At 63.5% G+C, this 25740-nt stretch carries 21 protein-coding genes; 13 read left to right on the top strand and 8 right to left on the bottom strand.

The genetic code is table 11. The features are described 5' to 3' along the window. Positions 1-18: 18 nt before the first annotated feature. On the bottom strand, positions 19-1095 hold the full coding sequence (prfA, locus tag HMPREF2807_RS07525) for a peptide chain release factor 1 (RefSeq protein ID WP_049155076.1): 1077 nt from the start codon (positions 1093-1095) through the stop codon (positions 19-21). Continuing rightward, complete coding sequence (gene rho / locus HMPREF2807_RS07520; RefSeq protein WP_070511570.1) at positions 1095-3038, bottom strand: transcription termination factor Rho; 1944 nt, start codon at positions 3036-3038, stop codon at positions 1095-1097. Before rho ends, prfA begins: the two co-directional genes overlap by 1 nt. Positions 3039-3504: 466 nt before the next feature. On the opposite strand from rho, the gene HMPREF2807_RS07515 reads away from it, so the two are divergent. The 5 genes from HMPREF2807_RS07515 to HMPREF2807_RS07495 all read left to right on the top strand — a co-directional run bounded on the left by HMPREF2807_RS07515 (position 3505) and on the right by HMPREF2807_RS07495 (position 8861). Further along, on the top strand, positions 3505-5259 hold the full coding sequence (locus tag HMPREF2807_RS07515) for a long-chain fatty-acid--CoA ligase (protein ID WP_070511567.1): 1755 nt from the start codon (positions 3505-3507) through the stop codon (positions 5257-5259). 49 nt (positions 5260-5308) lie between these two features. Continuing rightward, entirely contained in the window at positions 5309-6448 is a 1140-nt protein-coding gene (gene moaA, locus HMPREF2807_RS07510; protein WP_070511565.1) for a GTP 3',8-cyclase MoaA, read from the top strand. A gap of 10 nt (positions 6449-6458) precedes the next feature. After that, positions 6459-7676: a molybdopterin molybdotransferase MoeA gene (locus tag HMPREF2807_RS07505; protein ID WP_070511563.1), complete on the top strand. Its 1218-nt coding sequence runs from the start codon at positions 6459-6461 to the stop codon at positions 7674-7676. Positions 7677-7802: 126 nt separating this feature from the next. Then, complete coding sequence (gene moaC / locus HMPREF2807_RS07500) at positions 7803-8288, top strand: cyclic pyranopterin monophosphate synthase MoaC (protein ID WP_049155083.1); 486 nt, start codon at positions 7803-7805, stop codon at positions 8286-8288. Between the two features lie 6 nt (positions 8289-8294). Continuing rightward, the gene (locus HMPREF2807_RS07495; protein ID WP_049155084.1) at positions 8295-8861 is read left to right on the top strand and encodes a molybdenum cofactor guanylyltransferase; all 567 of its coding nucleotides are present in this window, start codon (positions 8295-8297) and stop codon (positions 8859-8861) included. On the opposite strand, the gene HMPREF2807_RS07490 is transcribed toward HMPREF2807_RS07495, so the two are convergent. Both HMPREF2807_RS07490 and HMPREF2807_RS07485 read right to left on the bottom strand, forming a co-directional pair. Beyond that, positions 8848-10227: a multicopper oxidase domain-containing protein gene (locus tag HMPREF2807_RS07490; RefSeq protein ID WP_070511560.1), complete on the bottom strand. Its 1380-nt coding sequence runs from the start codon at positions 10225-10227 to the stop codon at positions 8848-8850. The two genes, HMPREF2807_RS07495 and HMPREF2807_RS07490, sit on opposite strands and share 14 nt — an antisense overlap. Beyond that, positions 10208-11407: a beta-carotene 15,15'-monooxygenase gene (locus tag HMPREF2807_RS07485; protein WP_070511559.1), complete on the bottom strand. Its 1200-nt coding sequence runs from the start codon at positions 11405-11407 to the stop codon at positions 10208-10210. Before HMPREF2807_RS07485 ends, HMPREF2807_RS07490 begins: the two co-directional genes overlap by 20 nt. A gap of 93 nt (positions 11408-11500) precedes the next feature. Between HMPREF2807_RS07485 and HMPREF2807_RS07480 the strand changes: the two genes are divergently transcribed. The 4 genes from HMPREF2807_RS07480 (at position 11501) to HMPREF2807_RS07465 (ending at position 15079) form a co-directional block, all read left to right on the top strand. Continuing rightward, complete coding sequence (locus HMPREF2807_RS07480) at positions 11501-11761, top strand: DUF2249 domain-containing protein (RefSeq protein WP_070511556.1); 261 nt, start codon at positions 11501-11503, stop codon at positions 11759-11761. Between the two features lie 21 nt (positions 11762-11782). Then, positions 11783-12505 (top strand): molybdate ABC transporter substrate-binding protein, encoded by a 723-nt coding sequence (modA, locus tag HMPREF2807_RS07475; protein ID WP_070511553.1) that lies wholly within the window; start codon positions 11783-11785, stop codon positions 12503-12505. 9 nt (positions 12506-12514) lie between these two features. Then, positions 12515-14260, top strand: coding sequence for an ATP-binding cassette domain-containing protein (locus tag HMPREF2807_RS07470; protein ID WP_232751643.1), 1746 nt, complete (start codon positions 12515-12517; stop codon positions 14258-14260). Between the two features lie 117 nt (positions 14261-14377). Then, entirely contained in the window at positions 14378-15079 is a 702-nt protein-coding gene (locus HMPREF2807_RS07465; RefSeq protein WP_070511551.1) for a helix-turn-helix transcriptional regulator, read from the top strand. Between the two features lies 1 nt (position 15080). Here HMPREF2807_RS07465 and thrB read toward each other — a convergent pair whose 3' ends face one another. The 4 genes from thrB to argS all read right to left on the bottom strand — a co-directional run bounded on the left by thrB (position 15081) and on the right by argS (position 20510). Next, the gene (gene thrB / locus HMPREF2807_RS07460) at positions 15081-16004 is read right to left on the bottom strand and encodes a homoserine kinase (protein ID WP_070511549.1); all 924 of its coding nucleotides are present in this window, start codon (positions 16002-16004) and stop codon (positions 15081-15083) included. Between the two features lie 17 nt (positions 16005-16021). Further along, a complete protein-coding gene (locus HMPREF2807_RS07455) occupies positions 16022-17347 on the bottom strand; it encodes a homoserine dehydrogenase (protein WP_070511546.1) in 1326 nt (441 codons plus the stop codon). 151 nt (positions 17348-17498) lie between these two features. Next, positions 17499-18836: a diaminopimelate decarboxylase gene (gene lysA, locus HMPREF2807_RS07450; RefSeq protein ID WP_070511543.1), complete on the bottom strand. Its 1338-nt coding sequence runs from the start codon at positions 18834-18836 to the stop codon at positions 17499-17501. A 12-nt stretch (positions 18837-18848) separates the two neighbouring features. After that, complete coding sequence (gene argS, locus HMPREF2807_RS07445; protein ID WP_070511541.1) at positions 18849-20510, bottom strand: arginine--tRNA ligase; 1662 nt, start codon at positions 20508-20510, stop codon at positions 18849-18851. Positions 20511-20746: 236 nt separating this feature from the next. Between argS and HMPREF2807_RS07440 the strand changes: the two genes are divergently transcribed. The 4 genes from HMPREF2807_RS07440 to HMPREF2807_RS07425 all read left to right on the top strand — a co-directional run bounded on the left by HMPREF2807_RS07440 (position 20747) and on the right by HMPREF2807_RS07425 (position 25640). Further along, positions 20747-22399 (top strand): L-lactate permease, encoded by a 1653-nt coding sequence (locus HMPREF2807_RS07440; RefSeq protein WP_049155101.1) that lies wholly within the window; start codon positions 20747-20749, stop codon positions 22397-22399. A gap of 324 nt (positions 22400-22723) precedes the next feature. Beyond that, a complete protein-coding gene (locus tag HMPREF2807_RS07435; RefSeq protein WP_010187137.1) occupies positions 22724-23509 on the top strand; it encodes a (Fe-S)-binding protein in 786 nt (261 codons plus the stop codon). Continuing rightward, positions 23509-25014 carry a LutB/LldF family L-lactate oxidation iron-sulfur protein gene (locus HMPREF2807_RS07430; protein ID WP_070511539.1) on the top strand — a complete coding sequence of 502 codons (1506 nt, stop codon included), beginning with the start codon at positions 23509-23511 and terminating at the stop codon, positions 25012-25014. Before HMPREF2807_RS07435 ends, HMPREF2807_RS07430 begins: the two co-directional genes overlap by 1 nt. After that, entirely contained in the window at positions 25011-25640 is a 630-nt protein-coding gene (locus HMPREF2807_RS07425; RefSeq protein WP_070443739.1) for a LutC/YkgG family protein, read from the top strand. Before HMPREF2807_RS07430 ends, HMPREF2807_RS07425 begins: the two co-directional genes overlap by 4 nt. Positions 25641-25740: the final 100 nt, after the last annotated feature.

The raw sequence follows: 25740 nt of genomic DNA, 5'->3' as shown, positions 1-25740 counted from the left end.
CTAAACCGTGCCTTAGCCTTAGTCCTCAGCCTCAAGGCGCTCCGCGCGCTCCTGGGCCTGCAGGGCATCAATGAGGTCCTGCATGTCACCGTTGAGCACGGAATCCAAGTTATTGGCCTTGTATCCGATGCGGTGGTCGGTGATGCGGTTCTCCGGCCAGTTATAGGTGCGGATGCGCTCGGAGCGGTCCATGGTGCGCACCTGGGAAGCACGCTGCTCGCCGGCCTCGGCCTCGCGGGCCTCGCGCTCCATCTGGTCCAGGCGTGCCTGCAGCACCTGCAGGGCGCGCGCCTTGTTCTGGATCTGGGAGCGTTCCTTCTGACAGGTCACCACCAGGCCGGTCGGCAGGTGGGTAATACGCACCGCGGAGTCGGTGGTATTCACGCCCTGGCCGCCCTTACCGGAGGAACGGTAAACGTCGACGCGGATGTCCTTATCATCGATGTTGACGGCTTCGACTTCTTCCGGTTCCGGGTAGACCAGCACACCAGCTGCGGAGGTCTGGATTCGGCCCTGGGACTCGGTCACCGGCACGCGCTGCACGCGGTGGACGCCGCCCTCAAACTTGAACACGCTCCACGCGCCATCGCGCGAGGGGGTCTTGGACTTGAAGGAGATGGACATGTCCTTCACACCGCCGAGGTCGGACTCGTTGAGGCCTAGGACCTCCCACTGGAAGCCGACCTTATCGGCGTAGCGCTCGTACATGCGGGCCAGGTCGCCGGCAAAGAGTGCTGCCTCTTCGCCGCCGGCACCGGCCTTGATCTCCATGATGATGTCCTCGGAGTCATGCTCATCGCGCGGGGCCAGCAGGTCCGCGAGCTTTTCCTCCAGCTGGACGACGAGTGGCTCAAGGCGGTCGACCTCGGGCTGGAACTCGTGGTCCTCGTAGGCCATCTCTTTGGCATCGGCCAGGTCTTGGCGAGCCTGGACCAACTCGTCGTTCACAGCGACGATGGGTCGCAGTTCGGCGTAGCGCTTGGACAGCTTGCGGAATTGGGACTGATCACCGGCTACCTCCGGGTCAGCCATCTGCATTTCGATGCCTTGGAACTCGGAGACAATGTCATCGACGAGGGAAACCTGGTTAGACATTACTTGTAGTCCTCCTCATCCGTGTCAGCCGCCATGGGCGCGGACGAGGCCACCTGCATGAGGAACTCGCCGTTGGAGCGGGTTTTCTTGAGCTGCTTAATCAGCAGGTCAATAGCGGCGAAGGAGTCCAGGCCGGAGAGGATGCGGCGCAGCTTGGTCATGATGCGTGCTTCCTCCGGAACCAGCAGGAGCTCGTCCTTGCGGGTGCCGGACGGGTTGACATCCACGGCCGGGAAAATGCGGCGCTCGGAGATGGCGCGGTCCAGCTTGAGCTCGGCGTTGCCGGTGCCCTTGAACTCCTCGAAGATGACGGTGTCACCGGTGGAGCCGGTCTCCACCATGGCGGTGGCGATGATGGTCAGCGAGCCGCCGTTCTCGATGTTGCGGGCAGCACCCAGGAAGCGCTTCGGCGGGTACAGGGCGTTGGAGTCCACACCACCGGACAGGATGCGGCCGGATGCCGGGGAGGAGTTGTTGTAAGCGCGGCCGAGGCGGGTGATGGAGTCAAGCAAGACGACGACGTCCTTGCCCTGCTCCACCAGGCGCTTGGCGCGCTCGATGGCCAGCTCCGCCACCGAGGTGTGCTCTGACGGCGGGCGGTCGAAGGTGGAGGCGATGACCTCACCGTTGACGCTGCGCTGCATGTCGGTGACCTCTTCGGGGCGCTCGTCCACGAGGACGACCATGAGGTAGCACTCCGGGTTGTTCGTGGCGATGGCGTTGGCGATATTTTGCAGGATCGTCGTCTTACCGGCCTTCGGCGGGGAGACGATGAGCGCGCGCTGGCCCTTACCAATCGGCATGATGAGGTCGATGACGCGGGTGGTGAGGATCTTCGGATCCGTCTCCAAGCGCAGGCGCTGGTTCGGGTACAGCGGGGTGAGCTTGGCGAAGTCCGGGCGCTCCTTCGCGGTGGACGGATCCAGGCCGTTGACGGTGTCGACCTCCACGAGCTGGTTGTACTTGCGGCGGTTGCGGCCGTTGCCGTGGGTGTGGGTCGGGCCCGAGACCTTGACCTTGCCGGTCAGGGCGTCGCCAGAGCGCAGGCCCAGGCGGCGCACGAGGTTGTTGTTGACAAAGACATCGGAGCTGGCCGCGCGGTAGCCGGTAGTGCGCAGGAAGGCCACGTTGTTGTCGACGACCTCGAGGATGCCGCCGACTACCTGCACTTCATCGCCCTCGCGGATCTGCAGGTCATTGCCACCGTTGCCGCCGCCATCGCGGTCACGCCCGCGGCGGTTGCGACGGTTACGGCGATTGCGGCGGCCACCGCCGCCGTTGTTGTCATCATCGTTGCGGTGGTTATCGCGGCGGTTGTTGTTGCCGCCCCCGTTATTGCCACCGCCGTTGTTGCCACCGTTGCCGTGGTCCCCGTTATCGGAGTTGTCGGAGTTGTTGCCGCCACGGGACTGGTTACCCTCCGACTTGGACTGCTTGTCCTCGGCGCCGTTGCCATTTCCGTTGCCGTTGTTATTGCCCTTGGCTTCTTCGCGGGCCTCGCGCTCCTGGCGGCGCGCGCGGTTACGGCGGGCGCGGCGGGCCTGGGAGCGGGACTCGTAGCGTTGCTCGTCGTGGCCGTCCTTCTGCTCGGACTCCTGAGCGCCGTCCTCGCCCTTGTGGGTGTTCTCAGGCTCCTGCTTCTCGGAGGCCTGGTCAGCAGCGCCGGCAGGGCGGGAAGCCTTGCGGGTCGCGCGGCGCGGCTGCGCGTCCTTCTTCGACTCCTTCTGTGCGGAGTCCTCTGCGGCGGGTGCGTCCTTAGCCTCGCCCTGGGCAGCGGCCTTCGCGCCGCGCGCCGGCACCTGGCCGGTGGTCAGGGCAGTAATGAGATCCCCCTTGCGCAGTCCGGAGACGCCGCGAAGTCCGCGCTCCGCAGCTAGCTTGCGCAATTCCGGCAGCTTCAGGGAGGCGAGATCCTGTGCTGCGGTCTTGTCCGTATCGCTCACGGATATCCTTTCGTCGCTTCACCAACGCGCGCCGTCTTGTCTGCCGCACCTGCACTGTGCGTGGTGCTGTTCCAAGCGGGCGTTGGAAGCCAGTGTGTAATTGGGATGGTCCTCCGCCACCAGCGAGTTCACGCAACCGCGATCCCCGTGGGCGGTGGTTGTCTTGGCTCTCCCCCCTCTCCGGCCCGGCGGTACGGAACGTGAAGGACTCCTTGTTGAACTCCTGAAAGCACTTAAGGAATCGGCCGCGGGTCAAGCGCGGGGAGATATTTTAAGAAGGCGACTGCGAGCGTATCTCTCCCCTCTCACCGTCGCGCGCACCGTTGGACTGCCATGAGAGTGTCACCGCAGGTGTGTGCACCGTGGAGGGAGCTCGGAGGTGCGGGGAAAGCCTTCCCCGCCAGTCGCGGATAACTATACCGCATCCTTCCCCCGCGCTCACACTGACACGGCTAAAGTAGTGCGCATGCTCTCCACAATGCAGGATATCCCGCTGTCCCTCACCCGCATCCTGGAGTACGGTTCCTCCGTCCACGGCCAAACCCAGGTCATCACCTGGCACAGCGCCAATCCCGGCAACGAACGTGAGGAAACCACTTTCGCCGATGTCGGGGCCCGCGCCGCGGCCTTCGCCCACGCCCTGCATGACACGCTCGGCATCACCGGTGACGAGCGCGTGGGCTCACTGATGTGGAATTGCGCCGAGCACCTCGAAGTGCTTTTTGGCACCGCCTGCAAGGGCGCGGTGTTCACGCCGCTCAACAAGCAGCTGATGAATGACCAGATCCGGCACATCATCAACCACGCTGAGGTCCGCGTCATCGTCGCGGATTGTCGCCTCGCCGAGCAGCTAGCCCAGGTTCTGGAAGGTGTGGACTGTGTGCGTGCGGTGGTGTTTACGGGCATCGGCAAGCCCAGCACCGCTCTGCCGGGCAACGTTGAAATCTACAGCTACGAGCAACTGCTGGATGGGCGCTCCACCGTGTATGACTGGCCGGTTTTGGATGAGCACACCGCCGCCGCACTGTGTTACTCCACCGGCACCACTGGTGCACCAAAGGGCGTGCTCTACTCCCACCGCGCTCTGTACTTGGAAGGAATGCAGCTGCGCTCCTCCGATTCCCTGTGTGTGACCCACGGCGAGACATTCCTGTGCTGCATCCCCATCTATCACGTGCTGAGCTGGGGTGTTCCCTTTGCGGCGTGGATGACGGGCACGCCGCTGGTGCTTCCCGACGCCGACGTCTCCCCCGCCACCCTGGCCAAAATCATCGCCGCCACCTCCCCGCGCGTGGCCCATGGCGTGCCCACCATTTGGATTCAGCTCTTCGTGCACTACCTCAAGAACCCGCCTGAGCGCATGACACTGACGGAGATCTTCGCTGGCGGCTCGCCTGTTCCACCGCAGCTCATCAAGAGCTGGGAAGAGCGCTACGGCGTAGACGTAGTCCACGTGTGGGGCATGGCGGAAACCACCACGGTGGGCACGGTGGCCCGCCCACCCTCAGGCGCCTCGGGCGAGGCTCGCTGGGCCTACCGCATTTCCCAGGGGCGCTTCCCGGCCTCCTTGGAATACCGCGTGGTCAATGACGGCCACGTGGTCAACACCACGGACCGCAATGCTGGTGAGATTCAGGTACGCGGCAACTTGGTCACCGGTTCTTACTACCACTCGCCCGCTTCGGAGGACGGCGGTGCTGCCCACGAGTTCCGTGGCAAAGATGTCGAGGACGCGGACTCCAAGTTCACGGCCGACGGCTGGCTGCGCACCGGCGACGTCGGCTTCGTCACCGAGGATGGCTTCCTCACCGTGGAGGATCGCGCCCGCGATGTCATCCGTTCCGGCGGTGAATGGATCTACTCCGTGCAATTGGAGAACCTCATCATGGCCAACCCGGTGGTGCTGGAATGCGCCGTCATTGGCTACCCCGACAAGCAATGGGTCGAGCGCCCGCTGGCTGTCACCGTGCTCGCCGCGGACATCAGCCCCACGATTGAGACCGCCGAGCGCCTGCGCAACGGGATGCGCTCTGAGCTTCCCTCCTGGATGCTGCCGGAGTATTGGACGTTCGTAAAATCCATCGATAAGACTTCGGTGGGCAAGTTCGACAAGAAGGACCTGCGCGCCCACTTGGCGGAAGGCGAGTACAACATCATCCGGCTGAAGGGCCCGGGCGAGGCGCAGCGCCTCGACGCCGGAGAGGATGACGGGGAGGACTAGCCCCACCCCGCCTACTCATTCGGCAGGCTTCGATCTAGACTTGCCAGCAATGTCCGCCCAACGATCCCAACCTTCGCCACACACCTCCGCCCCGCTGACGCTGCCATTGCCGCGCGTACGGGGCGCGGGGACTCCGCCCACGGACCTGCCGGCGCCAGGGCCCGACGGCCGCCGCGCGCTCGTGGATCGCTACGGCCGCCAAGCCCGCGACCTGCGTGTCTCCCTGACGGATCGCTGCAACCTGCGCTGCACCTACTGCATGCCCGCCGAAGGTTATGAGTGGCTGCCCACCGAACACACGCTCAGCGATGAAGAAACCATCCGTCTTATCCGCCTCGCGGTAGACAAGCTCGGCATCCAGCAGGTGCGCTTCACCGGCGGGGAGCCGCTCCTGCGCGGCTCCTTAGAGAAAATCATCGCCGCGACCAAAGCTCTGCGGACCGACGAAGGTACGGCACCCACTACTGCTCTCACCACCAACGGGCTGGGCCTAGATAAGCGCCTGCCGGGGCTGCAGCGCGCCGGGCTCGACCGCGTCAACATCTCCTTAGACACCCTCGATCCGGAGCTCTATGCCCGGCTCACCCGGCGCGACCGCCTGGCAGATGTGCTCACATCCATCGATGCCGCGCTGGCCGCCGACATGGACCCAGTCAAGATCAACGCCGTCATCATGCCGGGTGTCAACGAGTCTGCGATCCTTCCCCTGGCTCGCTTTTGCCTCGAACGCGGCGCGCAACTGCGATTCATTGAGCAGATGCCGCTGGGCCCACGGGAGGAGTGGACGCGTTCCCAGATGGTCACCGCGGAGGATATCTTGGGGCGCTTGGCCGAAGACTTCGAGCTCGCCCCGGCTAAGAAACCCCGCGGCTCCGCGCCGGCTGCACTGTGGTCCGCGGTCTCGCGCGATGGCTCCCTCCCCACAGGCCACATCGGAGTCATCGCCTCCGTGACTCGGCCCTTCTGCGGGAATTGCGACCGCACGCGCCTGACCGCAGACGGCGCGGTGCGCAATTGCCTCTTCGGCAACTCGGAAACCTCCCTGCGCGACCTCATGCGCGCTGGCGCCAGCGATGAAGAGCTCGCCACCGCGTGGGCGGGTGAAATGTGGAGGAAATTACCGGGCCACGGGGTGGATGATGAAGGTTTCCTCCAGCCGGATCGCCCGATGTCCGCCATCGGTGGCTAGATTGGGTGCAATGACGAGTACCGGGACTGACTTAAGCATCGAGGAATACTTCGACCGCCTCCACGCGCTGGTCCGCGCCTTGCCTTCGGAACGCGCTGCCTTATCGCAGGGTCGCGTCCTGGCTGAGCCCCTCGTCGCCCGCCTTCCCCTCCCGCCGCAGGATAATTCGGCCATGGATGGCTTCCTCATTCCTCAGCCTTCCTCACCAGACAGTCTCACCGTTCCCTTCACTTTGCCTGTCGTGGGTGATGTGCCTGCCGGCGCGCCGGCCCAAACCCTGCCGCCCGGCACTGCGCTGCGCATCATGACCGGTGGTCCAGTACCCGCGGGCTTTGATGGTCTGGTCATCCCCGTGGAAGACACCGATATTCCACCAGGCCCCGGGCCACTGCCTGAGACCGTCACGGTGCACCGCCTTCCCGAGCGCAACCACATCCGGCGGCGCGGCTCCCACATCGAGGCCGGGCACCAACTAGCCGGTGCCGCCACGCTGGTGGACGCCTCCCTTATCGCCGCCGCCCTCTCCGCCGGCGTCGACACCGCCGTGCTCCACCGCACCCCGCGGGTGACCGTCATTGCCACGGGTGAGGAGCTGCTCAACGGCCAGCTCCCGGATTCCAATGGTCCGATGCTCGACGCACTCCTTAGCACTACCGGCCCCGTTGACATCGCCCGCACGGTATGTGGCGATTCACCCGTTGAGCTGCGCCGCCGCTTCGACGCGGCTGCCGCTGACTCCGATCTCATCGTCACCACCGGCGGGGTATCCGCAGGAGCCTTTGACGTGGTTCGCGCGGTCGTTGAGGATGCCGTGGAGCGCGGCTCATATTGGTTCGGACACGTCAACCAGCGCCCCGGCGCGCCGCAAGGCCACGCGCTGTGGGACGGTGTTCCCGTGGTGTGTTTGCCGGGCAACCCGGTGGCGGCGTTCGTCTCCGCGCATCTCTACCTCACCCCGCTGATGCGTTCCTTGCGTGGGCTGCCCCGCCCCACCGGAGTTTTAGACCGGCCGCACCTGACGGCCGTCGCTGGGGCTGACTTCCCGCATCCGCACCGCCCGCTTATTCAGCCGTGCTCGATTGCTCTGGACGGAAGCATCACCGCCTTCCCGCCGCCTGGACCACGCATGCGCAGCCACCACGTTGCAGCACTGCCCGGCACGCAAGGTTTCGCGCTGCTGACGAGCCCCGTCACCACAGGGGAGCAACTTACCGTCTACCCCTACTAGCTTCACGGTGCTTCACCACATCCCCCACCCCTCCGTTGTTGCCAAAGATCGCGCCTCTAAACGCCGGATCGGCCCACTCTTCGTCAGATAGGCTAGGTCCACCCAAGGAAAGGACCCGCTGTAGCCATGAAGTTCACTCACCTTAATGAGGCCGGCTCCGCCTACATGGTGGACGTCACCGATAAGAAGCCCACCGTGCGTTCCGCCACCGCCCAAGGCGAGGTGGCCTGCTCGCCGGAGGTCCTCACCGCGCTGCAGGAAGGAACCGTGCCGAAGGGCGACGTGCTTGCGGTTGCTCGAGTGGCCGGTATTGCGGCCGCCAAGAAGGTCCCGGATCTCCTACCGCTTGCCCACACCATCGGCGTGCACGGGTGCGCGGTCGACATCGAGCTGCGCGAAGACCACGTCTTCATCGAAGCCACCGTTCACACCGCCGACCGCACCGGCGTGGAAATGGAGGCGCTGACCGCGGTGAACGTTGCGGCGCTAGCTCTCATCGACATGGTGAAAGGCGTGGACCGCTCCGCTTATATCCGGCGCTGCGGCATCACAGCGAAGTCCGGCGGCCGCTCGGGTGATTGGTCCCGCGACCTGCCGGGTGAGGAAGGATAGTGAACAATGTCAGGTGTCATTATTTTGGCGGGTGGGCGCGGCACACGCATGGGTGGTGTGGACAAGGCAAGTATCATCCTCGCCGGTGAGCGCCTCATCGACCGCCTCCTGCGCCAATTGCCCTATGATGCGCCGGTGGCGGTTGTCTCGCCCTACCACTTGGGCATGCCCCAAGTATGTGAAAAGCCCCTTTTCGGCGGGCCAGCCGCGGGAATCGCCGCGGGCCACGCCGCGCTGGCTGGTGCCGCAAAGTCCACGACCGCCATCTTGGCCGTCGATGCCCCAGATTCCCCACAGATGCTGCCTGCCCTCGAACAGGCATTAGAAAGCTCCGGTGCTGATGTCGCAGTGGCCACACTCGATGGGCTCCCGCAGCCGCTGTGCGCGCTGTGGCGCACCGAGGCCCTCACCCGCGCGCTGGAGGAGCTCAGAGATCCACGCAACAAGCCGGCCATGCACTTACTGAGGCTCGCGGGCACCATCGCCGAGGTCGAGGCAACGCCCGCAGTGCGCGATATCGACACCTTGGACGAGCTACGAGCGCGGCGCGAGCGACTTGCTACTCAACGATGAATTGGCCGTGCTGGCCCTTCTCCGCATTCGTCATCAGGTGATTAACAAAGGAATAGGTCCCCGGCTCGTTGAAGGTCATCTCCACAAATCCACCCTGGGCCGGCAAGAGGTCCAGCGCCTGGGAGCCGGAATCCTTCGCGCCCTTGATCAGGTAGGCGCCTTCCTTGTACACGGTGTCGAATTGCTCGCCCACGACGTGGAAGCTCAATGGCAGATCCGGGCCGAGGTTGACCAGCCAAATGCGCACGGTATCGCCCACTTTGGCGCGCAGCGGGGCTAGGCCCTCGTCGTATTGGTTGGGATAGTAATTGAAGGCCGTAAGGTCATAGTCGCCGTCGCTGACTCGCTGCGCGTTTGCGCCCTCAGCTTCCTTGCCTGCGGAGGCCAAAAAGACCTCGCTCGCCGTCATAACGTACTCCGCATCGACGTCTGTCAATGCATCCTTCCCGTGCGGATCGATGACGACCGCTCCCGCCATGCCGTTGGCAATGTGCAGACTCATCGGCATGGTCGAGCAATGATACATCCAGATACCCGCCCTGTGGGCCTCGAATTCATAGGTCAGCGATTCGCCCGGCTGGATGGTCTTCATGTTCTCATCCGGGTTGACCTCACCGGCGTGAAAATCCACCGAGTGTCCCATCGAGCCTTCATTCTTGATGGTGATGCGGAACGTATCCCCTACCTTGCCGCGAAGGGTTGGGCCGGGTGCCTGCCCGTTGAAGAGCCACCGGGTTTGGCGGACTCCTGGGGCGACTTCCATCTCCTCCTCAGTCATCACCCACGTTTCCTCATGAAGGTCACCTTTAGCAGGGGCAAGGGAAGCATCAAAAGCCTCAAATCCTTCGCGGGCTGCCATGCGCTCGGCAACCGAGGGCACCGTCGCGGGTGCGGCGGCAGAGCCCGTGCTTTCCGACGCCCCCGCATGATCATGCCCACTCGAAGCGGAGTCATCGACGTTGACCATGAACGTCATGCCCTGCATCTTGTGGCCGGCGATCGTGCAATATCCTTCGATGGACTCCTCGATGACCCCGGCATCCAGCTGCACGGTCTCGCCCGGTTCTACCCGTCCGGTCTCCTCGCGTCCGATCTTCAGGTCATGTACCTGGTCGCCGGTGTTGGTGAAGTTCACTACGAGGTGACTGCCCGCGGCCACGTCAATGGAGGACGGGACAAAGGCCATGCCGTCCACGGAGACATCAACAGTCACGGCGTCGGCGGATGCCACCGTAGCTGGGTCCTGCTTGCCTGTGGCCGAGTTGAACACCGCCAGCCCAATGACGGCGAGAAGCGCCACGATGATAATGAGCCAGGATGCCCATTGCTTCTCAGAATGCTCCTGTTTAACGGGCACGCTTGACATGAACTTCTCCTTGAGGTGACGAGACGGCCCACACCAGGGCCACAATATTGGCGATGAGGCCTAGCCCCATCATGATAAGCCCGGCGAAGGACACGCCAGCAATGCCAAGAAGGCTGAGCACGCCGCCGAGATTGATGAGTGCCACGCGCAGGAACCCTGCGAGGTGCCCACGTGCGGGACGTGCCGCCCCGGCCAGGATGGGCAGCATGTGGTGGAGCACCCCGGTCACGAGCTGCAGTAGGCCGGCACCGAGAAATGCCGGCATGAGCAGCAAGGTAACCGCACGCGGGTAGGCCCCTGCGACGGTAGCGGCGGCATCACCGGCGCAGAGCGCCACCATCCACACCAGGCCTGCCATCGCGGACACGCTTGCCGTCGTCTTTTCGCCGCCAAGAGCGCTGGCAAGCACGGGCTGGATGATGAGCACGGCAGCAAGCACGGTGAGCAGCTGCGCCATACCGGCGGCGCGGGTGAGCCCGGAGGCGTCGGCAAGCATGGCCGCCGCTAGGCCCACGCAATGCACTGCCAAAGCCCGGCTGCACCGCGCCCGGGCCACCGAGGAAATGGGGGTCCGGGTAAACGTCGGCACAAGCGTGATGACCGTGCCCAGGATGGTAAGCAGGCCGAAGCCCCACACCATCCCGCGTGAGTGCGCGGCCACCAGCAGCGAGTAATTCCCTACCCCGTGCGCAGCCAGAATCACCAGGACTACTGAGAAGATCATGAAGCAGGCCGCAGCCAGATAAAAGGGCACGGTGACGGCGAAGGAACCAGACAATGACCCCCGGAGCTTGCCCCACAGCGCCCACAGGTGCCACGCAACGGCAGCGATGACGAGAGCGGAGCCACTATCCGAGAGCACGCCCCAGTCGTAGCCTGCGCGATCAACGAGTAGAAGAACCAGCCCCACCTGGACCAGCCCTACCCGCGCGCCCACCCCGCGGAAACCGGCGGCCGGAGTGCGGGTCAGCGCCTCCGTGAAGTGGGTGCTGAATACGAGGATGGCGGTGGTCAGCGCCCCGAGGGTGAAAGGATGAATGAGGTCCCACCATACGACGGGCGCGCCCCAGATATTCGCCACGGTGATCCCCACGCCTGCCACAATCCAGAACGCGACGAGGCTGAAAGCAATGGTGTGCCAGCGCCGGCGCGAAGCCAGCGAGACATCACGCAGAGACATATCTGACACTTTTATTTGCACGGATATAATCGTAGTAAATTGATGGCCCGGGCAGCAACGCCCACTCTGCTAGAACTCGAAAGGAATCCATCAATGAACTTGCCGCTTGTTGATGCCTCCAAGGGCCACGACATTCCCACCCTCAACGCCTCCGAAATTCCCCACGCGGTGCGCCACGGCGCCATCCATGGAGCGCTGGGCACCCTCAACGTGGGCGAATCCATGATTCTCATTGCTCCGCACGACCCGCTTCCGTTGCTCACAGAGGTGGACCAGCGCGAAGAATCCTTCGACCGTGAATACCTCAAGAAGGAACCAAAGGAAGTCCATATTAAATTCACGCGCACCGCCTAGCACTCCCGTAAGGTACCTAGCATGCGCCTTGTCAAAATTGCCGTCCCCGTCCTCGCTGCCGCACTGGCTGTCGCTGGCTGCACCTCCAGCTCCGATAAACCGCTGCAGGTCTTCGCCGCGTCATCCACGCGAGTGCTCAATGACGACCTCTCCAGTGCGTCCGAAACCCCGCTGGCGTTCAACAACGGTGGTTCTTCCGCCCTAGTCCAGCAGATCAATGAAGGCGCTCCCGCAGATCTGCTGCTTACTGCCTCTCGCGAGACCATGGATGATGCAACCGCTCAGGGAAACGTGGACACCCCCGTGGCCCTCGCGAGCAACGTCATGGTCATGGTCGTGCCGAAGGGCAATCCTTTAGGTCTGCGCTCCGCGGCAGACCTGGATTCCTCCGCTCGCTTGGTCCTCTGCGACCCAAACGTGCCGTGCGGTGCCATTTCCACGCGCATCATGGAGGCCAACAACTGGGACCTGCACGCCTCCTCCCTGGAGGGACAGGTAGCTGACGTCCTAGGTAAGGTCGCCTCCGGCGAGGCGGACGCCGGATGGGTCTATTCCACCGACGCCGCCGCTAGCGAAGATGTCGAAGCCATCCCGCTCGACCACGCGGAAGACTTCCGTAACGAGATCATGGGCGCGGTGGTGTCTGATTCACCCCGCCACGAAGAAGCCCAAGAAGTCCTCAACCTCCTCGAGTCGGATTTTGATAGCACCTGGGAAAAATTCGGATTTACCCCGGTGGACTAAGTGTCACGAGTGATATTGCGCGAACAGCGCCCGCGGACAACGCGGCCGGTCATCGCCGCCGGCGTGCTCGCTGCGGTCTACATCCTTGCCCCGGTGCTCGCCCTCGGGGTACGAGTGCCCTGGCCGAAGCTCGCCGACACGCTGAGCGCTCCGGCGACCCATGACCTTCTCCGCGTCAGCCTTTCCGCGGCGGCGTTGTCTACCTTGTTGTCCACGTTGCTGGGCACCTGTCTGGCTCTGTGGCTCCAGCAGCTACGCCGCGTGTCTCACCTTGTGCGGCTGGTGGTCTACCTCCCTTTGGCCATGCCTCCCGTGGTTGGCGGCTTGGCCCTTACCGCGCTGCTCGGGCGCCGCGGTCTGCTTGGCCCAGCATTGGAGCAAGCAGGGCTGCACATATCTTTTGCCTTCCCCGGCGTCGTGGCCGCTCATCTATTTGTCACCCTCCCCTTCGTAGTTGTGGCGGTGGACTCCGCACTGCGGCAGCTCGATCCTGAGGTCGTGGCTAGCGCGCGGGGCATCGGCCTGAGCGCAGGGACCATCCTTTGGCGCATCATCCTCCCGACTATCCTTCCTGCCGTGTTCACGGGCGGAGCGCTCGCTTTCGCACGCTCACTGGGCGAATTCGGAACGACGATCACCTTCGCCGGTTCCCTGCCCGGTTCTACCCGAACCATGCCGAGCGGTATCTATCTTGAGCGTGAGGTCAGCGCGGACAATGCCTATGCTCTGTCGGCCGTGTTAATCGGGATAGCCATCCTCACCCTCACCGCAGCCGGAATGCCTCTGCTACTGCGGCGCCGCCGCGAGCAGGCTGTACGCGCTTTGAAACCGATGGACCCAGATGCACTCCGCGCGGCGACTGCCCCGCTGGCGCCACCCCACGAGCTTTCCGTAACGGTCGACAACACCACCACAACTTTCCGTGGCGGGCGCGTAACCGCGGTGGTTGGCCCCAACGGCGCCGGCAAGACCACGCTGATGCGCTTTATTAGCGGGCGCTTGCAAGGAGCCCAGACTAACGCCGAGCGCGTGGTCATGCTCTCCCAAGACCCCGGGCTACCACCCACTGCCACCGTGGCTCAAGCGTTGACCATGGTGACCAAGGACGCACGACGCACCCAGGAGCTTCTGAGCGCAGCCGGATTGCAGAAGCTCGGGCATGTCTCCGAGCTTTCCGGCGGGCAAGCCGCGCAGGTCGCCCTCCTGCGCGCGCTTGCCGCTCGTCCAGAGGTATTGATTGTGGACGAGCCCTTTGCCGCTATGGACGTCGAATCCGCCGCCCGGTGGCGCCACCTTCTGCGTATCTCAGCCGCTGATCGCACCACGGTCATTGTCACCCACAGCCGTGTGGACCTCGAAACTCTGGCAGACGATATCGCTGTAATGGAAGCTGGCGACATTGTCTCCCAGGGCCCTGCAGACCGACTACTGGAGCAACCTACCACCCGCTTCATGGCAGAACTAGCGGGCGTTAATGTACTGCGCGGTTCCTTCAGAGGAGACACGTTTGCTCCAGACCGCAACGGCGAACACTGGGCGGCCTTCCCTCAAACCGCGCTGTGCTTCGACCCCATTGGCGCGCAGGGCGCCACCAGTTTGAGTGCCACCATTGTGGCTGATTTGGGAAGCACTACCCTCGTTGATATTGACGGCCAACGGGTCACGGTGGGCCAGCCAGCGCGTAGAAACGCTCCCGGCCAGGTGGTGCCCGTGGCCCTCGACGCCAGCGCCCTCACGGTCTACACCCGTACTTAATCCAGTGTATTTACCCATGTCGTGAGGGAGATCTCGGTATATGTACTGACCGCAATAGTAGAAAAACAGCGGTCTGGATGTAGGATCCTCGTAGCGTTAATCAAGGAGCTACAGTCCATGTCCACATTTTCTACACAAAGTCCTCGCTCATCGACCGAGCTCTTTCCCGACACGATGAAGCTCTCCCCCAAGCAGCGCGAAGTCCTCTCGGTTTTGCAGAAGTTCCCGCAAGGAGCACGGGCCGCAGAAGTTGCTAAGAAAATGGGCATGCACGTTAACACCGCGCGCGGGCATCTGGATGAACTCGTCAACGCTGGCGCGGTGCGAGTAGTCACCGCCCCAGCGCAGGGGCGCGGGCGCCCCTCCCTGATCTTCCAAGTGCGGGTGCCGGACAACCGTTCGGTCGCGGAGGAGTACGTCACGCTGATCAGTGTGTTGATTAAAGCCCTGGCGGCTAAGGAGCAGCTCAATGATTATGCCTCAGAGCAGGCGCGGGAGCTTGGCCGCGAGTGGGCGAAGACCGCTGCCAGCAGCCATGGTGCTGAGGCGCTCGGTTCGCTTCATCGGATGATGCGCGAAATGGGCTTTGACCCAGTAACCTCAGCCGAGCAATTCGACCAGGAGGGCCGCACCGATGTGGAGCTGCACGCCTGCCCATTTGTCAGCGCCGGTGTGGAGCCCTCCCCCTTTGTCTGTGCCATCCACGATGGCTACTTGGAGCAGGCGGCCGCCGATTCCGGTGGGAGGTTAAGCCTGAAACTGATCCCAAAGTCCGGAAACGGCGTGTGCCGAATCAACGTGGAAAATGAAGCTAGCTAGCCTAACCGCGCTCGACGGAGACCGGCCCGGCGACCTCCAGCTCCAGTACGCGCAGGTTCTGCTCGCGGGCATCGTCGAGGATCGCTTCTTCGATGGGCTCGGTGTGCAGGACCATGACGGTGGGGCCCGCGCCCGACAGGTAGGCGGCGTAGCCGCGGTTGCGCAAGCGGTTCACCCACTCCGCGGTGACCGGCAGGACATCAGCGCGATAGGGCTGGTGCAGGCGGTCGCGGGTGCCCTCCCACAGCAGGTCCGGGTAAGCGGTCAGCGCCGCCACGTTCACCGCAGTGCGGGAGACGTTGAAGGCGGCATCGGCGTGCGTCACGTGGGAAGGCAGCACGCGGCGCACCGCCTGGGTTGATGCATGGAAGTCCGGGACCAAGGCCGTGGCCTTGATAGTCGGGTGCACGTCCAAAGTGGCGGCGCGGTACTCCGGAAGCGAGCGGCCGTCGACAGGCACGGTGGTCCACGAGACCACGGCGTTTCCTAACACGGAGGCCGCGGCGTTATCCGGGTGGCCTTCGAAGGCTGAAGACAGCTGAACGACCTGCTCCTCGGAGAGCGGGAAGCCAGCCAGGCCATTGCCCGCGGCCACACCGGCTACCGCGGCCGAGGCCGAGGAACCCAAACCGCGGGACTGCGGAATGTTATTCGTGCACACCACGCGCAGGCCGGAGACTTCGACGTCAGCAGCCTTGAGCGCGGAACGGATGGCCTTGACCACCAAGTGGGAGCCGTCGCGAGGCAGCTCATCGGCGCCCTCGCCGAAGATCTCTACCTCCAAGCCGGAGCGGGTGACCTCTACCTCCACGGTGTCGTAGAGGCTCAGCGCGATGCCGAGGGTGTCATAGCCCGGGCCCAGGTTGGCCGAGGAGGCCGGAACCTGGACGGTGACCTTGGTGCCTACTTCGATATCGATACTCATTGTTGTACTTAAGCCCCTTAGACGCCCAGGCGGATGACGGAGTGGACGGCCTTGACCTCATCGAGCTCGCCGAGGGCCGCGACGATATCCTCGAGCACCGCTTCCTTCGCAGCGTGGGTGACCACGATGAGGCGAGCAGTGGCATCGCCGTCTTCCTGGCGCACCGTGCGCAGGGAGACCCCGTGGCGGGCAAAGACACCGGAGATGGCGGAAAGCACGCCGGTGCGGTCTTCAACTTCCATGTCGACGTGATAACGAGTTTCCACTTCTCCGAACTCCGCAATAGGTAGGTTGGCGTAGGTGTTCTCCCCTGGCGCACGGCCGCCGTGGACAATGTTGCGTGCCGCACCGATGACATCACCCAACACAGCAGATGCCGTCGGGTTACCGCCGGCGCCGTTGCCGTAGAACATCAGAGAGCCAGCGGCCTCTGCCTCAACGAAGATGGCGTTGTAGGACTGGCTGACCGAAGCCAGCGGGTGCTCCTTCGGAACCAAGGTCGGGTGCACGCGGGCGTTGACGGATTCAGCACCGGTCTCCTCATCGACGAGGCGCTCACAGATGGCCAGCAGCTTGATGGAGTAGCCAGCCTGGTTGGCAGCCGTGATGTCATCGGCGGTGATCTTGGAAATACCCTCGCAGTAGACATCGTCGAAGGTCAGGCGGGTATAGAAGCCCAAGGACGCCAGGATGGCAGCCTTGGAGGCAGCGTCGTGGCCCTCCACGTCAGCGGTGGGATCGGCCTCGGCATAGCCCAGGCGGGTAGCCTCAGCCAGCGCATCCTCATAGGAGGCACCGGTGGACTCCATCGCGTCCAGGATGAAGTTGGTGGTGCCGTTGACGATTCCGGAGATGCGCTGGATCTTGTCACCGGCCAGGGAGCGGCGCAGCATGCCCACCACCGGGATGGCAGCGGCCACGGCGGCCTCGAAGTACAGGTCAACGTCGGCGCGGTCGGCGGCCTCAGCGAGCTCATCCGCGTGTGCGGCAACAAGTGCCTTGTTGGCGGTGACCACGGACTTGCCGGCATTGAGGGCTGCGAGAACGAGCTCGCGTGGGAAATCAATGCCGCCGATGACCTCGACGACGAGGTCGATATCATCGCGCAGGACAAGTGCCTTGGCGTCGTCGGTCAGTAGCTCCGCCGGCACGCCCGGGCGCAGCTTGTTCTTGTTGTGCACGGCGACGCCGCGGATCTCCACGGGGCCGCCAATGCGGTGCGCAAAAGCGTTAGCGTTTTCCTGCACGAGGCGGAAAACCTCGGCGCCCACGGTGCCAAATCCAAGCAGCGCGATTCCTACGGGTTCGCCTTCGGGTTTCTTGCTACGGTTCGTCATCGTCATGGTGTCCCCTTGTTGAAATTGCGAATGATTGTTACGTGCTAGCCCATCACTATACAGAACGAGCTGTCTATTTCTACGCGAAGTGGCCGGCACAACGCGCGACCGGCCATATCTTTGTGAATAAAATGCGGTGAGCTGTGGCAACGCCGCGCTAGTCGACGTCCAACGCCAACAAGTCCTCCACCGTTTCCCGGCGCAGCATGAGCGAGGCTTTGCCGTCACGCACGGAAACTACCGCCGGGCGCAAAGCGCCGTTATAGCGCGAGGCCATCATGTACTGGTAGGCGCCGGTGGTGGCGAAAGCGAGGAGATCACCGGTAGTGATATCCGAGGGGAAACGGCGCTCGTTGACCAGAATGTCACCGGACTCGCAGTGGAAGCCCACGATGCGCGAATCTACGGGCTCGCCCTGGGTGCGGCGGTTGACCACGCGCACGTCGTACTCCGAGCCATAGAGCGCCGGCCGGATGTTATCGGACATGCCACCGTCCACGGAGAGGTAGCGGCGCATCGGCAGATCCGCCTTGCCGGTCTCCACATCCTTGACCGTGCCCACGCGGTAGACGGTGACCGCGGAGGCCCCCACCAGCGAGCGGCCGGGCTCCACCAACACGAAAGGCGGCTTGATGCCGAGCTCAGTAGCGGTGCGCTCCACGGCGTCGAGCAGGTCCTTGGCCAGCGTGGCGACGTCGAGGGCTTCCTCGTATTCCATGTAGGGAATGCCGAAGCCGCCGCCCAAGTCCAACTCCTCGAGGGCAACGCCGAGCTCGGAGTGAATGCGCTTGTACAGGCTCAGCACGCGCTCGGCTGCCAGCTTGAAACCATCGGCATTAAACACCGAGGAGCCCACGTGGCAGTGCAATCCCACGAGCTTAAGGTTCGCGGATTCCAGCACCGTGCGAGCCACCTCGAAGGCAGCGCCGGTGGACAGGGAGATGCCGAACTTTTGGTCCTCGTGAGCCGTGGCGATGAATTCGTGCGTGTGGGCATCCACGCCAGGCTTCACGCGAATCATCACCGGCTGCACGCGGCCGGCGGCCGCAGCAATGCTGTTGAGGCGCGAGAGCTCCTCCGCGTTATCCAGCACCACATGGCCAATCCGCTCGTTAACGCACAGCTCGAGGTACTCGTCTTCCTTGTTATTGCCATGCGCGGTCATGCGCTCCGGTGGGAAGTCCGCAGCGAGCGCCAGCTTGGCCTCGTTGAGGGAGGCCACGTCAAGGCACAGGCCCTCCTCATCTACCCAGCGCACGATGCGCTTGGTGATGAAAGCCTTGGAGGCATAGTGCACGTGGTCAGGACCGCCGAAGGCCTGGGCCATGTCCCGGCAGCGCGAGCGGAAATCCTGCTCATCAAAGACATAGAGCGGGGTGCCGTATTCTTCGGCAAGGTCGGTCAGGGAAACGCCGCCGATAGAGACCACACCATCGGAATCACGAGCAGCGTTGCGCGGCCACACGTGGGCCGGAAGAGAATTGAAATCAGTCATCGATACCTTGTCTTACATCTTCTCCGGTGCGCTGACCCCGACCATGGTCAAGGCATTGGCCATGACCTGGCGGGTGGCGCTGGCCAGGGCGAGGCGTGCGGAGTGAATCGACTCGGTCTCTTCACCAGCCTTCGGCAACACCTGGCACTGGTCATAGAAGCGGTGGAACACGGCGGCAAGCTCCTCGGCATAGCGCGCGATGCGGTGCGGTTCGCGCAGCGTGGCGGCGGTGGCCACAACCTCCGGGAACTCGCCCAGGGTGCGAATGAGGTCGCCTTCCTTATCGTGGGTGAGGAGGTCGAGGGGGGCGTCGGCAAGCGCGGCAGTATCGAAGCCCAGCTCTTCTGCCTTGCGCAGGATGGAGCAGATGCGGGCGTGGCCGTATTGCACGTAGTAGACCGGGTTATCCGCCGACTGGGAAGCCCACAGGCCCAGGTCAATGTCCAGGCTGGAATCCACGGAGGAGCGCACCAGGGAGTAGCGCGCGCCGTCGACGCCGATGGCCTCGACGAGGTCATCAAGAGTGATGACGGTGCCGGCACGCTTGGACATCTTGACCGCCTGGCCATCGCGGACCAGGTTGACCATCTGGCCGATGAGGACCTCGACGGCCTCCGGGTCATAGCCCAAAGCCTGGGCGGAAGCGCGCAAGCGAGCGATGTAGCCGTGATGGTCTGCGCCCAGCATGTAGATGGCCAGGTCGTGGCCGCGGTCAAACTTATCAGCCACGTAGGCGATATCGCCGGCGATGTAGGCGGCGTTGCCGTCGGACTTGATGACCACGCGGTCCTTGTCATCGCCGTACTCGGTGGACTTCAGCCACCATGCGCCCTCAGCTTCGTAGAGCTTGCCGTTGTCCTTGAGCTTTTGGATGGACTTCTCCACGGCACCGGACTCGAAGAGGGAGTTCTCGTGGAAGTAGACATCGTAGTCCACGCCGAACTCGTGGAGGGACTCCTTAATCTGGGCGAACATCATCTCCACGCCCGCGGAGCGGAAGGCTTCCTGGACCTCGGCATCACTGCCGTCGAGGGCGCCCGGGTTCTGCTCCAGCACACCCTGAGCGATCTCCTTGATGTAATCGCCGCCGTAACCGTCCTCCGGGGTCGGCTCGCCCTTGGCGGCAGCCACGAGGGAGCGAGCGAAGCGGTCGATCTGTCCGCCGTGATCGTTGAAGTAGTACTCGCGGGTCACCTCCGCGCCGGAGGCTTCGAGCACGCGGCCCAGCGAATCGCCCACGGCAGCCCAGCGGGTTCCGCCCAGGTGGATCGGGCCAGTCGGGTTCGCGGAGACGAACTCCAGGTTAATCTTCTTGCCCTGGTAGGTGGTGTTGCTGCCGAAGTCTGCGCCGGCATTGAGCACCTGGGCCACGATGGCGCCCTGCGCTGCGGCAGCGAGGCGAATGTTAAGGAATCCCGGGCCTGCGATGGAGGCCTCATCAATGGCGTCGTTGCCGGCGAGGGCATCCGCCAACCACTGCGCCAGCTCGCGGGGCTGGGCACCAGCCTTCTTGGCTACCTGGAGTGCCAGGTTGGTGGCGTAATCGCCGTGCTCCGGGTTGCGCGGGCGCTCCACGGTGACGGTCTCCGGCAGGACGGAGGCGTCCAGTTCATGCTCGGTGAGCACGGCAGCGGCAGTGTTCTTGATCAGGACGGAAAGATCTTCAGGATTCATAGGGCCAAAGTCTATCGTCTCCGCCGCTGGGAGGCGCTATCAGGTCGCAGAGGTTAGCAAGGTCACCCACCCCCATCAGGTGAACAATGCGGCACAGCGAAGCACCAAGTTCTACCCTAAAAGGCGTTATCTGAATCGATCCAACCTTTCGCCCTCTCGCTCGGCCGAAACATGCGGTGCCGCATCTTGGGGACCTCCACGGGGACGCCGACGGGAGCCAACTGGAATTGAGCTTTATGTCAACCTTCAATATCACCACCGACGCCATTGCTGGCAACGTCGGGCTCACCGCGCTGGTGTCGACGCTGCCGCTCATCGCGTTCTTTATCATGCTCCTAGGGCTCAAGGCCCGCGCTCACACCTCGGGTGCGGTCGCGCTCGTAGTGGCGGTTCTCATCGCCATTTTTGGCATGGGCATGCCAACCGGCATGGCTTTGTCCTCCGCGGTGCGCGGTGGACTCTTCGGCCTCTTCCCCATCGTCTGGGTGATCATCACCGCCATCTGGTTCTACGAGGTCACCGTGGCCTCTGGCCGCTTCAATGACCTGCGCAAGACCTTTGATCTCTTGGGCGATGGCGATATTCGCATCCAGGCCATCCTCATCGCTTTCTGCTTCGGTGGCCTCTTGGAGGCGCTCGCCGGCTTCGGCGCTCCGGTAGCAATTACGGCCACCATGATCCTGGCCTTGGGTGTTAAGCCGCTCAAGGCGGCCACCACGGTGCTCATTGCCAACACCGCGCCCGTGGCCTTCGGCGCGGTGGGCATCCCAGTCACCACCGCGGGCTCGGTCGGCGGGCGCACCGCCGAGCAGACCGCTGACATCGCCGCGTTGATTTCCCTCCAGGTCCTGCTCATTGCCGCCGTCGTGCCTTTCTTCATCCTCTTTATCCTTGACGGCATGCGCGGTGTTAAGGAGGCCGGCCCCGCCGCGGCCGTCATCGGCATCTCCTTCGCCATTGCCCAGTGGGCCGCGGCTACCTTCTTCGCCTACCAGCTCACCAACGTCGTGGCCTGCATTGTCTCCCTCGGCGCGGGCTTCATCTTCCTGCGTGTGTGGAAGCCCAAGGGTGTCGACAGCCTGCGCGAGCGCATGGAGCTGCCCGCCCAGGAGGAGGTCACGGATCTCAACGGCAGCCGCATTTGGATGGCCCTGCTGCCCTATGCCGTGGTCACCGCTGTCTTCGCCATCGCCACCGCATGGCCGGCCATCTTCGGCTTCCTCCAGGTCAACGTTGCCTGGCCGCTTCTCGACGGCACCGTCTTCGACGCCGAAGGCCACGCCATGGACACCGCCTTCACGTTCAACGTGCTGGGCAACCCGGGAACCCTACTGCTGATTTCCGGCATCATCGTGGCCCTTATCTACATGACCTTCAACGAGAACGGCCGCTACAAGCTGGACGCCTCCGCGCCGCTGACCAAGTTCGGCGAGGTTGTCTCCCGCATGAAGTTCTCCGCGCTGACCATCATCCTGGTCCTCGCACTGGCCTACACCATGAACTACTCCGGCCAAACCATCTCCATCGGCCAGTTCGTGGCTTCTGTCGGCGGCATCTTCGCGCTCTTCTCCCCCGTCCTGGGCTGGATCGGCACCGCCGTCACCGGCTCGGATACCTCCGCCAACGCACTCTTTGCCAACCTGCAGGTCACCGCCGCCGAGCGCATCGGCGTCAATCCGGACCTCATGCTGGCCGCCAATACCTCCGGTGGCGTTGTGGGCAAGATGATCTCCCCGCAGTCACTGGCCATCGCCGCCACCGCCGTGCAGATGGAGGGCGAGGAATCCCGCATCTTCAAGGCGGTCGTGGGCTACTCCGTCGCCTTCCTCGCCGTCGTGTGCGTCATCGTCTTCCTCATGACCAACGTGCTGGGCTTCTTGGTCCCCTAAAAGGGTTTAGCCATAAAGTTCTACACCACTAACTACCCCCAGATTCGGGCGTCTTCATCGCCCAGTCTGGGGGTTGCCTCATATCGGCCGCGACCGCTGCGACCATCACCGCACGTTAGGAATTTCACAACATTAGTGTTGCGATAAAAAGCCAGGTAGGAGGGGTAATCCCGTGTCGATAATGTGAGTTTTGGGCGGTAGGCTCAAAGGTACACACTCGAAAAATGCCCAGTGCGGCTGTCCTGGTAGCGCGCATCCGAGCACAACTCCGCTGTGCACAGCACGGGACAAGCCACATGGAGGCAGATTAAGGAGCGCTCACAAATGCGAATAGCATTGTTTTCCACCTGCATCGGTGACTCACTTTTCCCCGATGCCCACAAGGCCACGGCCCTGATCCTCTCCCGCCTGGGCTACGACGTCGTCTTCCCCGAGGAACAGACTTGTTGCGGCCAGATGCACATCAACACCGGCTACCAGGAGCAGACCTTGGGCATGATCCGCACCTATGCGGACGCCTTCGCGGATCCCTCCATTGATTACGTGGTTTCTGCCTCCGGCTCCTGCGTGGGCGCCGTGCGCGAGCAGCACGAGATGATCGCGGACCGCTTCGGCACCTCCGCTGATGTGGACGGCGCCAAGAAGGCAGCCGGCAAGACCCTGGACTTGCCGGAGTTTCTTGTCGACGTCGCCGGTGTCACCAACGTCGGCGCCTTCTTCCCTCACCGCGTGACCTACCACCCCTCCTGCCACGGCCTACGTTTCCTCAAACTGGGTGACCGCCCCTACCAGCTTCTTAAGGAGGTCGAAGGAATCGACCTCGCCCCGCTGCCTAATGCTGAAGAGTGCTGTGGCTTCGGCGGCACCTTCGCGCTCAAGAACGCCGAGGTTTCTGCCGCGATGGTGGGTGACAAAACCCGCCACATCCGCGAAACCGAGGCCGAATACGTCACCGGCGGTGACTCCTCCTGCCTGATGAACATCGGTGGTGCCCTGGCCCGCCAGCGCTCCGGTGTTCGCGCTATCCACTTGGCGGAAATCCTCGCCTCCACCAAGGAACACCCGTGGACTCCTACCTCTGCGGCCTACTCCAAGGAGAAGATGCTCTAATGACTTCCTTCCTCGACACCACTCCTCCGCGCGCTCCTGAAGGCTACGGCAACCTGCGCGGCTCGAAGGCCTTCGTGCCGCTGGCTCACGTGGGCCTCAACAACGCCACCCAGCGCCGCAACCTGCACCACGCCACCACCACGATTCGTGACAAGCGCCAGCACGCCGTGGATGAAACACCGGACTGGGAGCAGCTTCGCGACGCCGGCTCGGCACTCAAGGATGACGTCGCCGTGCGCATGGGCGAACTGCTGCTCCAATTCGAAGAGCAGGTGACCAAGCGCGGAGGCATCGTCCACTGGGCACGCGACGCCAAGGAAGCCAACGAGATCATCGAGGGTCTTATCCGCGAGACCGGTGAGACCGAGGTGGTCAAGATCAAGTCCATGGCCACCCAGGAAATCGCGCTCAACGAGCACCTGGAAGAGGCCGGCATCCACGCCCAGGAAACTGACCTGGCGGAGCTCATCGTCCAGCTGGGTGAGGACAAGCCTTCCCACATTCTGGTCCCGGCTATCCACCGCAACCGCGCGGAGATTCGCGACATCTTTGTCAACAAGATGCCGAATACCGATGACTCCCTCAAGGCCGAGCCGGCGGAACTGGCTGAGGCATCCCGCCAGTTCCTGCGCGAGCAGTTCATGAAGGCCAAGGTCGCCATCTCCGGCGCTAACTTCGGTGTGGCAGAAACCGGCACCATCAACATCGTGGAGTCCGAGGGCAATGGCCGCATGTGCCTGACCCTGCCGGAGACCCTCATTACCGTGATGGGTATTGAGAAGCTTGTCCCGACCTTCCAGGACCTCGAGGTCTTCCTGCAGCTGCTGCCGCGCTCCTCCACTGCAGAGCGCATGAACCCGTACACCTCCATGTGGTCTGGTGTGACCGAAGGTGACGGCCCGCAGAACTTCCACATCGTGCTGCTGGATAACGGCCGCACCGCTGCTCTGTCCTCCCCCAAGGGCCACGAGGCACTCAAGTGCATCCGCTGTTCTGCCTGCCTGAACGTCTGCCCGGTCTACGAGCGCGCCGGCGGCCACGCTTATGGCTCCGTTTACCCGGGCCCGATTGGTATCTCCCTGACGCCGCAGCTGACTGGCATGAAGGACCACAACGATCCGTCGGCAAGCTTGCCCTATGCCTGCTCCCTGTGCGGCCGTTGCGACGAGGTATGCCCGGTGCGCATCCCGCTCTCCCAGGTCATTCTGGAAAACCGCTACCAGAAGGTCACCCACGCCACCCCGCCGGTCGAAGAGAAACTCTTCCAGGTAGTTGAGCTGGTGTGGAAGAACCCGAAGATCTGGAACCAGATCACCCACATGGTGGCGCTCGGCCGTGTCCTCGGCGGTTTCAACGGAGTCATCGACAAGCTGCCGCTGTTCATGTCTGGGTGGTCCGACGTACGCGACACCGCCGTTCCGCCGAAGAAGTCCTTCCGCCAATGGTTCGACACTGACGAAGCTCAAGAACTCCTCGCCCAAGCCAAGAAGGAGGGCATCAAGTGACCACCGCCAAAGAGGAAATCCTCAACCGCATTTCCGCCGCCCAGAAGCAGGCCGGCCTGCCGGACCACGTAGACATTCCGCGCGAGTACCAGAAGGAAGGCACGCTCAACGAGGATGAGCTGCGTGAGATGCTGGTGGACCGCCTCGAAGACTACAAGGCTGATGTGCACGTCACCGATGAGTCTGGGTTGAACTCCACCCTCGTGGACATCCTTAAAGAGCGCGGTTGCTCGAACGTCGTCTACGCACCCGGCATGGACGCTGGGCTTCTCGACGGCTTCGAAGGCACCACCACCCCAGACGACAACGCCAAGGACCCGCGCGAGCTCGACGCTGTCGATGCCGTGGTGACCGAATCCCACGTCACCTCCGCGCAGACCGGCACCATTGTGCTTGAGTCCAATGAGACCTGTGGCCGTCGCGCGCTGACCCTGGTGCCGGACCGTCACGTGTGTATCGTGCGCAAGGACCAGATCGTCTACGGTGTCCCGGAGATGGTTTCCCGTATGAACCCGGAGCGCCCGGCAACGTGGATCTCTGGCCCTTCCGCTACCTCGGATATCGAGCTCTCCCGCGTGGAGGGTGTCCACGGCCCGCGCGATCTTATTGTGGTGATTGTTAAGTAGTGTGACGTTCGGGGGCACCCGCCCCTTCCGAACACTCGGCTCACATCACCCCCGGCGCATAGGATAAGGCACGTACTTATTAACGATTTGAGGAGCCTTA

This window comes from Corynebacterium sp. HMSC074A09 (assembly GCF_001811545.1).
Classification (GTDB): domain Bacteria; phylum Actinomycetota; class Actinomycetes; order Mycobacteriales; family Mycobacteriaceae; genus Corynebacterium; species Corynebacterium hiratae.
Note: the sequence above shows the minus strand (reverse complement) of the source record. Positions and strands in the feature narration are given on the sequence as shown.